This is a genomic window from Novosphingobium sediminicola (assembly GCF_014196525.1).
Taxonomy (GTDB): domain Bacteria; phylum Pseudomonadota; class Alphaproteobacteria; order Sphingomonadales; family Sphingomonadaceae; genus Novosphingobium; species Novosphingobium sediminicola.
Genome location: NZ_JACIDX010000003.1, coordinates 165,466 through 178,062, shown reverse-complemented (window position 1 = coordinate 178,062; position 12,597 = coordinate 165,466). Strand labels below are relative to the sequence as shown.

The 12,597-nt window shown below is 64.8% G+C and carries 10 protein-coding genes; all 10 read right to left on the bottom strand.

Going from position 1 to position 12,597, the window contains the following annotated elements; all coding sequences use genetic code 11:
• Positions 1-2 precede the first annotated feature (2 nt).
• The gene (locus tag GGR38_RS04995) at positions 3-3,356 is read right to left on the bottom strand and encodes a glycosyl hydrolase (protein WP_221227021.1); all 3,354 of its coding nucleotides are present in this window, start codon (positions 3,354-3,356) and stop codon (positions 3-5) included.
• Between the two features lie 148 nt (positions 3,357-3,504).
• On the bottom strand, positions 3,505-5,718 hold the full coding sequence (locus GGR38_RS04990; RefSeq protein ID WP_183623309.1) for a TonB-dependent receptor: 2,214 nt from the start codon (positions 5,716-5,718) through the stop codon (positions 3,505-3,507).
• A 304-nt stretch (positions 5,719-6,022) separates the two neighbouring features.
• Positions 6,023-6,532: a bifunctional adenosylcobinamide kinase/adenosylcobinamide-phosphate guanylyltransferase gene (gene cobU, locus GGR38_RS04985; protein ID WP_183623307.1), complete on the bottom strand. Its 510-nt coding sequence runs from the start codon at positions 6,530-6,532 to the stop codon at positions 6,023-6,025.
• Complete coding sequence (locus GGR38_RS04980) at positions 6,529-7,980, bottom strand: cobyric acid synthase (RefSeq protein WP_183623305.1); 1,452 nt, start codon at positions 7,978-7,980, stop codon at positions 6,529-6,531. Before GGR38_RS04980 ends, cobU begins: the two co-directional genes overlap by 4 nt.
• Positions 7,968-8,888, bottom strand: a complete 921-nt coding sequence (cbiB, locus tag GGR38_RS04975; protein WP_183623303.1) for an adenosylcobinamide-phosphate synthase CbiB — start codon at positions 8,886-8,888, stop codon at positions 7,968-7,970. Before cbiB ends, GGR38_RS04980 begins: the two co-directional genes overlap by 13 nt.
• Positions 8,881-9,834, bottom strand: a complete 954-nt coding sequence (locus GGR38_RS04970) for an aminotransferase class I/II-fold pyridoxal phosphate-dependent enzyme (RefSeq protein ID WP_183623302.1) — start codon at positions 9,832-9,834, stop codon at positions 8,881-8,883. The genes cbiB and GGR38_RS04970 overlap by 8 nt, the downstream gene beginning before the upstream one ends.
• Positions 9,831-10,532 (bottom strand): adenosylcobinamide-GDP ribazoletransferase, encoded by a 702-nt coding sequence (cobS, locus tag GGR38_RS04965; protein ID WP_183623300.1) that lies wholly within the window; start codon positions 10,530-10,532, stop codon positions 9,831-9,833. Before cobS ends, GGR38_RS04970 begins: the two co-directional genes overlap by 4 nt.
• Positions 10,529-11,095: a histidine phosphatase family protein gene (locus tag GGR38_RS04960; protein ID WP_343058985.1), complete on the bottom strand. Its 567-nt coding sequence runs from the start codon at positions 11,093-11,095 to the stop codon at positions 10,529-10,531. The genes cobS and GGR38_RS04960 overlap by 4 nt, the downstream gene beginning before the upstream one ends.
• Positions 11,092-12,108, bottom strand: a complete 1,017-nt coding sequence (cobT, locus tag GGR38_RS04955; protein ID WP_183623298.1) for a nicotinate-nucleotide--dimethylbenzimidazole phosphoribosyltransferase — start codon at positions 12,106-12,108, stop codon at positions 11,092-11,094. The genes GGR38_RS04960 and cobT overlap by 4 nt, the downstream gene beginning before the upstream one ends.
• On the bottom strand, positions 12,105-12,512 hold the full coding sequence (locus GGR38_RS04950; protein WP_183623296.1) for a DUF1636 domain-containing protein: 408 nt from the start codon (positions 12,510-12,512) through the stop codon (positions 12,105-12,107). The genes cobT and GGR38_RS04950 overlap by 4 nt, the downstream gene beginning before the upstream one ends.
• Positions 12,513-12,597 lie beyond the last annotated feature (85 nt).

The window sequence follows — 12,597 nt, the reverse complement described above, 5'->3', positions numbered from 1 at the left end:
TTTCACCGTCCCGCCTGAAGCGTGACCGGCCCGATCAGACCCGAGCGGCGCAAGGCGGCAGTGGGTTTGTAGGTAGGCACAGAGGTCCACGAAACCTTGTTCTTCGCCGCAGGGTCGGCATCCGCGATCAGGCGGTTGACCCACAGGTTGGCCACGCGGATCTCGAGGCGGTTGGCCTTGCCCGGACGGGTTAGCGCGCCCACCTCGACCGTATAGGGCGCCCGCCAGACCGAGCCTGCCGCCTTTCCGTTCACCGACACCTCGGCAATTTCGCGCGCCTCGCCCAGATCGAGCGAGAGCGGCTGACCGGGCCGCCATCCCTTGGGCGGGGCAAAGCTCGTGGAATAGGTGGCGATGCCGGAGAAATGGCGGACCCGTGGATCGGCATTCTGATCCAGCGGTGCCAGAACCCCCATGTCGATCTGTGCGGGCGCGCCGCGTCCCGCTTCAAACCGCACCTCCCAACGGCCGGTCAGTGTCGCCATCGCCCCCTTGGCGGCCGGTGCGATGCGCCGCTCGCCGCTGTCGGCGGGGCGGCGGAACACCACATGCACGGCATCGCCCGCCTTCATCTCCATCGGGACAATGGTTTCGTTCCCGGCCATCCGATAGGCCGCCTCCTCCACCGCGCCGGTTTCGGCATGCCACAATTGCGGCGCCTTGCCCGAGACCGCGAAGTGGGCCTCAAAGCGCTCCGTCTGCCCGCTGCGGTTGACCAGAAAGTAGCTCTCGCCGTCGGCAAGGTGGCGATGGGCAAAGGCAATGTCGGCCTTGTCGGTGCCGCCCATGGCGCGAAAATCCGGCGCAATGCCCAGATCCGCCAAGCTCCGGTCCATGTTGGTCGAGGCGATCACCCGCCCCTTCCCCACATGGGCCACCCCACCGGAGGCGGGCCACAATTTGCGCACCAGCGCGTCATATTCCCGCTGATCATTCATCAGCCCCGGCGAACTTTCCGGCGCAATGCCGATGACCGTCGCCCCGCCTTCGACCAGTTGGGCAATCCGGCGCAAGGTGGGCAGTGTCATCCGGCGCGAAGAGCCGCCCAGATAAAGGGCGCGATAGCGCGCACCGCCGGGCGAGACCAACGCATCTCCGTCATTGGCCAGCACCGAGGTCAGGGCATCGACATTGACGAAATCATAGGCGTAACGGCTGGGCGCATCGGCCACGGGCCGCGTGCCGTACAGGCCCGAAAGGGGCGCTTCCTCGCCATAGAAATAGGCAACATCGGCCCAGTTGCGCCCCTGTTGCAGCATAAAGGCATTGCGCGAGAGGTAATCCACCCAGGGTTTGGCCAGTTCGGCCCAGCTCTCGTTGCGGTTGAAGAATTGCCCGATCCCGGCCAGCGACAGGCCGGGCTTGCGATCCTCGACCGGCACATGCACCGAGGTGTGGACAACCGGCCGGTTGACACCCAGCACGAATTCCTGATCGATGATATGTTTGAGATCGGCGGGGCCAAACGCCCATGGCGCCATACCGGCGGTCATCGATTCCGCAGCAATGATGTTCTGGCCATAAATATGGCCGACCGAGGCGGCCCCGCGAACGTCGATCACATAGGAGGGCGCGGGGCCCTGCTTGGCCGGAAAGGCCCACATGGCCGCCATCGGATAATCGGCATAACGGCGCATGGCCATGTCATCGCCAAAGCTCGACCGATTGCCCTCAATCGCCTCGCCATAGACTTTCAGGCCGTGGCGATGGGCCACATCGGCGATGGTCCCGTAATGCTCGCTGGCCATCAGATCGGACAGGGTGCGGCGATAGTCGAAGAGAAAGCGCTCGCTCTCCTCACGCGTGCCCATCAGCATTCCGGCCAAAGTCGGCAACCATGGCACCGGATCATAGCCGCGCAGCCGTTTGAACTGTTCGATCATGCGCGGCGTCCAGTTGGCCGCGCCGATCTCGATGGAATCGTTGAGTAACGCCCGCACGCCCTGCGCGCCCATCATGCCCTCGCCCGCCGCATCGCGATAATTGGCAAGGTAATGCTCAAGATAGCGGCGGACGGCATCGGCGTCATATTTGTCGACTTCCAACCCCGTGGCTTCGGCCGGGGCCGGATGGTTGGTCTTGCCCACCAGCGAGGAGCCAAAGCGCAGGATTTTCCACGTGCCGGACGGCGGGGTCCAGTCCAGCGTGCCATCCGGCTTCATCCGGTCGGTCAGATCGAGCGTGCGGTCCGCCGCCGGGCCGGTGGCGCCATCCTGCACGGCAGGAAGCGCGTAATAGTCCGGGGTGATGGAAAAGCCCGCCTTGACCTCATAGCGGTCGATCTTTGTTTCCGCGCCCAAATCCAGCAGGCCGATGGTGACAGGCGCGGAGATCAGACGGCCCATGCCCTTGCCGAACACATCGTCCATGGCCAGATCGCCGGCGTGCTCATCGGGCGCCGGATTGCCATTGGCGGAGGCATGAGCGGGCTTGATCACCAGCCGGAAATAGCGGGCGGTGACCGGGTTGAAGGCCAGCGTGCTCGGCGTCGCTTCGAGCGGGACGGTGGCGATGTCGGACCACGCCTTGCCATCGGCGCTCGATTGCAGGACCGGCGCCAAAAGCGGGCCGATGAGGGGGATGGCGCCGCCCGGAATATGCAGGGTGACCGTGCGGATGGTGATAGGACGGCCAAAATCCAGTCTGAGTTCAGGCGCCGTCTTTGCGATCACCGGCCCAAGCTGGACATTGGCGATCAGCGCCCCGCTTTGACCTTTTGCGGCCACCAGCGCCTTGCCCTCGCCATCGGTCAATTGCGGCGCAGGCAATGGCTCAGCCGATGGGACCGGCACGGCCAAGACCTTCACATCGCGATAAAAGGCAGGTCCGGCCTTGGGCGTTTCGCCCGAAATCAGCTCCGTCACTTCAACCTGATTGCCCAGATCCTGAAAAGGTCCGGCAACCGATGGCGGCTGCTTGAGGCGAATAGTCTGGCGCCGGCCGCCCTGAGCCAGCGTTTCGCTCCAAACCAGTTTCTTGAGCCCGTCTTCCGGCGCGACCCATGGCCCCCCGGTTTCGGACCAGCCGGGCGAAGAGGCAATCGCCAGTTCCAGCCCCAAACGCTGTGCCTCGGAGGCGGCAAAGCGGAAGGCGTCTTTCCATGGCGGGGTCATATAGACGAGGCGCTTGTCGACAATCTGCTGTGTATCCAGATCGATATCGAAATTCTGGACCCCGCCGATGCCCATGCGCTTCATCCATGCAAGGTCGGCCGCGATGCCTTCCTTGGTGATATTGCCGTTCATCCAATGCCACCATACCCGCGGGCGCGCCGAAGCGGGCGGGGTGCGAAACCCTTCCTCCATGCGATCGGCATCGGGGGAAGCAGCGCGCCCATGGCCGCCCACCACAAACATCGAAAACACCGCGACGCCGCAAAGTAGGCAATGAACGGAGAATCTGGACAGTTGGGCCACGGATTTCCCTCCAATGAGTTGGAAATACAGAAAAATGGGCCTGCCGCATGATATTCGGCAGGCCCAACGGTAAGGATTTGAACCGAGTTTAGAAGGAATAGTTCACACGCGCACCAAACGTCCGGGGCGCCTGAAACTGATAGGCGTTGACGAAAGGCGTAGGGGTAAAGTTGCGCTGGGCACTGGCATACACGGTCTTGTCGGTGAAATTGCGAATAAAGACGGCGATCTGCAACTTGCTGTTCTCAGGCTGATAGGTCAGGCTGAGATTGCCGGTGGCATAGCTCTTCTGAGCCGTATCAACGTCGTTGAACACATCGAAATAATAGTTCGAACTGTATTTGCCGTCGATGCGGGGGGTGAGCGACCCCGACTTGCCCATGTCGAAACGGTATTCCAGCGAGGCCGAAACCGCCAGCCCCGGCGCGTTGGGCAGGCGATGCCCGACCACATTACGCGAGATGCCATTGCCGGTGGCCGGATCGGTGGTCAGGATCGGTTGAGTGCCCGCGCCGAATTCGGTGTGCAGATAGGTGCCGTTCAGCTCAAAACGAAGGTCGCCCGCATTGAACACGGCCTGCGCTTCGGCGCCATAGATCGTGGCATTGCCGACGTTGAACACGCCGCTGCCGCTGGAAACCGCAGGGGTGGCCTGCGACGCCTGATACCCGCGATAGGTCTGATAGAACACATCGCCGTTGAGCAGCAATTGCCCATCCAGCAGCCGGTTCTTGGTGCCCAGTTCCCACGAGGTGATATTTTCAGCGCCATAGGGCACGGGCGGCGCGGAACCGTTGGAATTGAAGCCGCCCGATTTATAGCCGGTCGAGAATTTGGCATAAACCATATTGCGGTTGGTCGGCGTCCAGTCGACGCCCAGCAGCCATGTCGGCTTGGATTGGGCAATATTGCCCGCATCCGTGGCAGGATGGACCGGCGGCGTACCCGAGCAACCGATGATGCCATACAGGAACGGCGGAATGCCCGCGATATCACAGCGCAACTGGGAATCGCCGGTCCGCTGCTTCTTGTCCCATGTATAGCGCGCACCGGCGGTCAGACGGATCGTTTCGGCCGGTTTAAAGCCGAACTGACCAAAGACGGCATCCGATTGCGTCTTCGTCAAATAATTGAAGTGAACCAGATACTGACCGGAATACGCGCCCGACAGATTCTGGAAACCGGCCGAAAGCGGGCTGGTTTCGTCAAAGTGGAAATAGCCCACCTGCGCCGAGACCATGCGGTCCTGCGGCGTGGCGATGCGAACCTCATGGTTCCATGTCGCGGGCTGCTCGCTCTGAATGAAAGTGGCAGGCGCAGAGGCCGAACCCGAACCGTCCAGCTTGTGCGCCCACTTCTGCTTATCATAGCCGCCCGCATAGGACAGGGTGGCGTCCAGCGGCAGGCCGTGCAGCGCAAATTCCCAGCGGATGCGATCACCTGTCAGGCGGTTGCTGGTCGGCGCATAGCTGGCAAAGCGCTTGGGGTCGTAATTGGTCGGCACGGCGGCGATGGTCGTATTGAAAGCCACATCGCCCACATTGTCGATATCGTCATGCTGATACTGGATCAGGCCTTCAAAATTCTCGAAGGGTTGAAAGGCCAGCGTAGCGCGGCCCGAAAGCGTTGCATCATCATCGCCGCGTCCACCGATCGAGAGCAATTCGCGATAGCCGTCGTGGCGGTGGGAAATCCCCGCCAGGCGCAATTGCACCTTGTCCGACAAGGGCAGGTCGACCGCCGCATCGACATTCATCTGGCGGTAATTGCCCGCCTCGATGGTGACAAAGCCGCCAAGTTGCTTGCCCGGGCGCGCGGTGATCAGGCTGACCAGACCGCCGGTGGAATTGCGGCCGAACAACGTGCCTTGCGGTCCTTTCAGAACTTCCACGCGCTGAAGGTCATACATGGATGTGTTGATGCTGAAGGAACGGTTGGTGAAAAACCCGTCGCGGGCAATCGGCACCGAAGGATCGCCGATTTCGGTCACGTCCGTCGAGGCAATGCCGCGCACCGCGATATAGCCCGCGCCATTGCGCGCGGTGAAATTAACGCTGGGGTCGACGCGCGAGAGATTGGCAACGCTGGTGACGCCCGCCGCGGTCAGTTCCGCGCCGCGGTAAACGGTGAGCGCGACCGGCGTCTTTTGAGCGCTGGATTCCACGCGGTTGGCGGTCACGACAATGTCGGGCACGCCTTTGTCATCGCTCTTCGCCTGCTTGCCCGGCGCCGTCTGCGCCAGCGCAGGCGAACAGGCAACCAGCGCCGTTGAGGCCATTATGACTTTGAAAATTTTACCCATGTCGCTCCTCCCATTTTGCCGCTCATTTTTCGAGCGCGCTCCTCATAGGCTTTTGGGTACCGCGCTATCGGCCGGCTCACCCTTTATCTAAACGACGTTTAATTACTATCTAAACACGAGTCAACTCGAAGCGTGACACGCCGCGAAATTTTGGTTGGAGACTGTGAGAGGTCAGCCCTGACGAACGTAGCGATGACGGAACGCACCCATCCCAATCGCGCCCTTCCCAGCTTTGCTCATACCTTCAGGCGCCCAGAGGGCTGCGCGAACCGATCAGAAAAGAGGGAAGCTGATATTGACCCACTTACGCTTCGGACTTGAGAAATAACGGTAATCCGGCAGCTACAAACACGACCTCATCCACCGTTTTCGCAAGGCGCTGATTGAGCCATCCGGCCGCATCGCGAAAGCGCCGCGCCAGCGCATTGTCGGGCACGATGCCCAGCCCCACTTCATTGGCGATCAGCGCAATCGGCACGCGGCAATCGGCCACCGCCGCGCACAAGGCCTCGCCCGCCGCGTCGCAATCCCGCTCCGCCAAAATCAGGTTCGACACCCAGAGCGTCAGACAATCGACCAGCACCGCCCCATGCTGCGCCGCAGCAACAGCCTCAGGCAAATCGAGCGGCGCCTCCAACGTGTGCCATCGCGGCCCCCGGTCGGCCTGATGATGCGCGATCCTTTCGGCCATTTCCGCATCAAACGCCTGCGCCGTGGCGATATAGGTCAAATCGCCCGCCATGCTCTCGATCCGCGCCTGCCCATAGCTGCTCTTGCCCGAACGCGCGCCACCAAGGATCAGCAACGAGTTCATGCCGCCCCCCGCGCCAGCGCGATCAGCCCGTCCATATCCAGATGCTCCTCCAACGCGGCGGCCACGGCATCCAGCGCCGCATCGACCCCGGCGGCATAATCGCCCCCATCCGACGCCGCCCCCAACCGCGCCAGCAAAGCCCCGCGCAAATCGGTCGAGCCAAACAACCCATGGCAATAGGTGCCCATCACGCGCCCATCGGCGCTGATCGCGCCATCCTCCTGCCCATCATCAAACCGGGCGAAGGGGTGCGCCGCGCCGCTGGTCTGGCCCATATGCATCTCATATCCGGCAAAATCCGCGCCCAGCGCCTCGCCCCGCACCTGCCGCAGCATTTTGCTCTCGCCCAGCACCGTGGTCACATTCAGCAGGCCCAGCCCCGCCGCCTCGCCGGGGACGCCCTCAATGCCTAACGGATCGGCAATGCTGCGCCCAAGCATCTGATACCCGCCGCAAATGCCCAGTACCACCCCACCACGCCGATGGTGCGCCAGAATGTCGATATCCCACCCCTGCGCCCGGATCGCGGCCAGATCGGCCATAGTCGCCTTCGATCCGGGCAGGACGATCAGCCCCGCCTCCGCCGGGATCGGCGTCCCCGGCGGGATCATCACCACCTCGACCCCGCTCTCCATCTTCAGCGGATCAAGATCATCGAAATTGGCAATGCGCGGCAGGATCGGGCAGGCCACGATCAGCCGGTCGCCCGCCATCCGGCGCCCCTTTTCCAGCACCACCGCATCCTCGCTGGGCAGGCGCACCACATCGCTCAGCCAAGGCACCAGCCCGAAACCGCGCCAGCCGGAGCGCTGCTCAATGGCTGCATAACCATCGGTAAACAAAGCGGGATCGCCGCGAAACTTGTTGATGATAAAGCCATGGATCATCGCGGCATCCTGCGGATCAATCACCGCCCGCGTGCCCACCACCGAGGCGATCACCCCGCCCCGGTCAATATCGCCCACCAACACCACCGGCACGCCCGCCGCGCGGGCAAAGCCCATATTGGCAATGTCGCCCTCGCGCAGGTTGATTTCCGCAGGCGATCCTGCGCCCTCGACCACCACAATGTCGCATTGGTCCTGTAACCGCGCAAAACTCTCCAGCACTTCGGGCAGCAGCCCCCGCCGCCCCTCGCGGAAATTGCCAGAACCCAGCGTGCCGCGCACCCGGCCATGAACCACCAGTTGCGATGTCCGGTCGGCCTGAGGTTTGAGCAAAACCGGGTTCATATCGGTGTGCAACGGCACTCGCGCCGCCAACGCCTGAAGCGCTTGCGCCCGCCCGATCTCACCGCCATTGACGGTGACGGCGGCATTGTTCGACATATTCTGCGGCTTGAAGGGCAGGACGCGCAGACCCCGATTGGCCAACGCCCGGCAGATCCCGGCAACCAGCACCGATTTGCCGACATCCGATCCCGTGCCCTGCAACATTATCGCAGCCATATTGCCCCCACGACCACAAACACCATCACGCAAGCCCGCCGATAAATCGCCAACGCCCGCCCCAGATCCTCCCAGCGCGCAGGCGGTCCATCGCCGATCCATACCTTGTCGCGCAAGACGCCATCATAGCTGATCGGCCCGGCAAGGCGCACGCCCAGCGCCCCCGCCATCGCCGCCTCGCTCCACCCCGCATTGGGCGAGGCATGGCGGCGGCAATCGCGCCACATGATCCGCCATCCGCCGCCCACCAGACACAGCGCCACCCCGGACAATCGCGCCGGGATCAGATTGACCAGATCGTCCGCCCGCGCCGCCGCCCAGCCGAAATCGCGCAGGTCCGGCTCCGGGTGGCCGATCATACTGTCGGCCGTATTCAAAGCCTTATAGGCCCAAGCCCCCGGCAGGCCCAGCACCAGCAACCAGAACAGCGGGGCCAGCACGCCATCGCAAAAGCTCTCGGCCAGACTTTCGATGGCGGCGCGCGCCACGCCGTTTTCGTCCAGATCCGCCGTATCGCGCCCGACGATCATCCCCACCGCCCGCCGCGCCGCCGCCGAATCGCCCATCCTCAAAGCCCGCCAGACCGCGCGAACATGATCATCCAGACTGCGCATCGCCAGCGCGGGCCATGCCATCGCCGCCGCCAGCAGCCATCCCGCAGGCCCCAGCGACAGGGCGGCATATTGCAGCGCCCACGCCCCGCCGCCCGCCACGATCAGCAACAGCGCCACCGTGAACACGCCCGCCACGCGCCGTGCCGCCGCGCCGCCGCGATTGCCGATATGCTGCGCCCCATTGATAATCCGCGCAAACAGGCCCACCGGATGGCCCACCCAACGATAGAGCCATCCCGGCCAGCCCAGCGCCACCTCCAGCACCATCGCTCCCAGCGCCACCGGATCAGCCATTCCGCAAAGCCCCGGCCAATCTCACCCACTCCATCTCTGCCGCCGGAATGCCCAGACGCAGCCAATGCGGGTTGTAATCAAACGGGCGGGTCAGAATGCGATGGTGCGCCAGCCGGTCAAACAGGCCATCGGCCCCTTCGATCAGCCGGAAATGCGGACATTCGCCCAAAACCTTGAACCCATGAGCCGCCAGCAGATCGTCCATCCGCCCCGCCCGCGCCGCCAGATCGCGCCGCGCCTGCGCGATCCATGGCCCATCGCGATAGGCCGCCACGCCCGCCACCAAGGCCCCCGCCCCCAGCGGCCAATCGCCCAGAATGGAGCGCAGCATCGCCACCACCGGCCCCGGTCCCAGCACAAAGCCGAGGCGCAGGCCGGCAAGGCCAAAAAACTTGCCAAAGGAGCGCAGCACGATCAGCCGGTGCCAATCGCCAACGCGGCTCGCCACCGAAACCTCGGGCGTGGCATCGGCAAAGGCCTCGTCCACCACCAGCCAGCCATCGCGCGCGGCCAGATCATCATGCCATGCCTGCAAATCCCGCGCAGGAGTGATCCGCCCATCGGGATTGTTCGGATTGGCCAGCAGAAAGGCGCGCGCACCGCCCGGTCCATCAGCCGCCTCGCCATCGGGAAAGGCCGAAGCATGGGTGCGATAGGCGGGCCAGCGATAGGAACCCGCGCCAATCCATTGCCCGATCAGGCGCAGCGCCATCTCGCTGCCCGGCACGGCGCAGCAATAGTCGGGCGAGACGCCAAAATGCGCCGCCGCCCCCGCCTCCAGCGCGACCAAAGCCTCACGTTCGGGCAGGCGTTGCCAGTCAGCCTCGATGGCGCCGGGCCATGGCGCGGGGTTGATCCCGGTGGACAGATCGAGCCAGTCCTCGCCGCCGAAATACCGCGCCGCCGCCGCCAGAGCGCCACCGTGATGGGTAAAACCCTCGCTCATCGCGCGCAGACCATGGCGAGCAGCAGCGCGGTTTCAACCAGTTCAATCCCCGCGCCATGACCATCGCCAGAAATGCCGCCTATCCGCCGCCTGATCCAAAGCGCCCATAGAGCGATCGCCGGAACAACCATCACCAGCCAAGGCGCAACGGGCAAAGCGAGCGCCAGCCCAGCGCCCCACATCACCACATGCCGCCAGCCCACGCCATCGCGAAACAGCGTACCCAACCCTTCATGCAGCGAGGGCAGCACCAGCGTCCAGACCAACGGCCCGACCCGCGCCGCCGCAGCCACCGGCACCAGCCAGAGCGCATCCCCGACATCATGGAGCAGCACCAGTTTGGCCAGCAATTGCATGACGATGGCCACCGCGCCGAAACTGCCGATATGGGGGTCGGACAGAACGGCCTTTAGGCGCGCCGGATCCTTATGCGCCGCGCCCGCCGCATCGGCCATATCGCCCAGCCCGTCGAGATGGAGCGCGCCCGTCATTCCCACCCAGGCCGCCAGTCCGCCCAGCGCGCCCAGCCACGGATCGACCCGCCCCAGCGCCCAGACGGCACCCGCCACGCAGCCCCCCACCACCAGCCCGGCGGCGGGAAACCAGCGCATCGCTTTGGCGTAATCCTGCTTGTCCGCCTCTATCGCGGGCAGCGGCAGGCGCGTCATGAATTGCAGCGCGAGGATCAGATGTTTCATGCGATCAATTCCGTCACCTGCGCCCCATCGCCCCACAGGCGCAGGCTGATCCGCGCGGCATAGGGCAGATGAAAGGCCCAAGTCTGGCGATAGGTCAGGCCCAGCAGCAGGCCCAGCGCCGCGCGCATCGGCCCGGCATGGGTGATGACCAGCGCGTCCTCCTCAATGGCCAGCAAGGCCTGCGCCACGCGGCCCTGCATATCGCCCCAGCTTTCACCGCCGGGGGGCGGATTGGTCTGCGGGTCATCCCAGAATGGCGCGATGGCCCCGCCCAGTTCAGCCGGATCTCGGCCCTCCCACGCGCCAAAATTCAGCTCACGCCAACGCGGATCGATGGTCAGCGCCAGATCCAGATCCTGCGCAATCCCCTCGCCCGCCATCCGCGCGCGCGACAGGTCCGATGCAATCACCCGCGCCGCCGACAAACCATGGGCGCGCGTCCGGCAGGCGATCAGACCCTCCGCCGTGGGCGCCACATCGCTGTGGCCATTGAGGCACCCCGCCCCCTCCACCGCGCCATGGCGGATCAGGTGGAGCGTCCGCGCCTTCACCCCATTCTTCACAGGGCCCCGGCCACTTCGGCCTGCGCAAATGTGGCCATTTCGGCATGGGCGGCCAGAGCGCTGCGCACCAGTTGCGCGGCCACCGCCGCCCCGCTGCCCTCGCCCAGTCGCATAGCCAGATGCAGCAGCGGAGCGAGGCCAAGATGGGCCAGCAGGCGGGCATGGCCCCCTTCGGCCGAGCAATGGGCGGCCATGCAATGTGCGGTGATGTCGGGCTCCGCCGCGGCGATGGGGGCGATCGAGGCGCAGGCGATAAAGCCATCGAGCAGCACCGGAATCCGCATTCCCCGCGAGGCCACAATCGCGCCCGCCATCGCCGCGATCTCGCGCCCGCCCAAGCGGCGCAACGCATCGAACGGATCGCGGATGTCGGCACCATGCAATGCCAGAGCCTCATCCACCACGGCCACCTTGCGGGCCACGCCCGGCGCATCGAGGCCCGTGCCTCGCCCGGCCCAATCGGCCCCGCCCCCGCCAAAGGCCTGCGCGCAAAGCGCGGCGGCGGGGGTGGTGTTGCCGATCCCCATCTCGCCCACGAACAGCAGATCGGCGCGCGGATCGACCGCGCCTGCCCCCGCGTTCAGGGCCGTAAGGCATTCCTCCTCGCTCATCGCCGGGGCTCCCGAAATGTCCTGCGTCGGGCGATGCAGATCTATAGGAACAATCGTCAGATGCGCCCCGCAGGTCCGCGCCAGAGCATTGATCGCAGCGCCGCCCTGATGGAAATTGCCCACCATCTGGACGGTCACTTCGGGCGGATAGGCGCTGACGCCCTTGGCCGCCACGCCGTGATTACCGGCAAAGACGATGCCCTGAAGATGATCGAGCGCGGGGATTTCACGCCCGCTCCACCCGGCCATGAACAGAGCGATTTCCTCCAGACGGCCCAGCGATCCGGCAGGCTTGGTCAATTGCGCCTGACGCGCGGCGGCGACGGCGATGGCCCCCGCATCTGCGGCGGGCATAGACGAAAGCGCGGCAAGGAAATCCGCTGGGCAAGCAAACGCGGTCATGCGACGACAAATCCTTCGGGGGGGGTGCGGGTGATGAAATGGCCCTTCACGCCCGCGGGCCATTGGCGATAGGGCACCTGCCCATGCTCGCTGGCCGCATGAAGCGCGGCGTAATCAAGGATCGCGCGGGCCGCATCGCCATCGGGCGCAAAATCACCCAGCACATAGCCGATCCGCCCCGGCGCGCGGATCTGCACCACGCAATGCCGCTGGCAGGCGAACAGGCAGGGCATTTCCTCCACCCCGACCTCGGCCAAAGCCGGATCACCCTCTTGCGCCCGACGCAACGCATCGGCCAACAACGCGCCGCCGCGCCGCCCCTCATCGTCCTCACGCGCATCGGCCGAAACCCGACATGTCGAACAGACCACCACGCATGGCCCTTGATCCACCGCGCGCAGCATTACCGGAAATCCGCATATAATTCGGGCATGACTATTCCCTCGGCCAGACGTTCACGCCCCGCCCGAGGCGCCCAAGCGACATGCA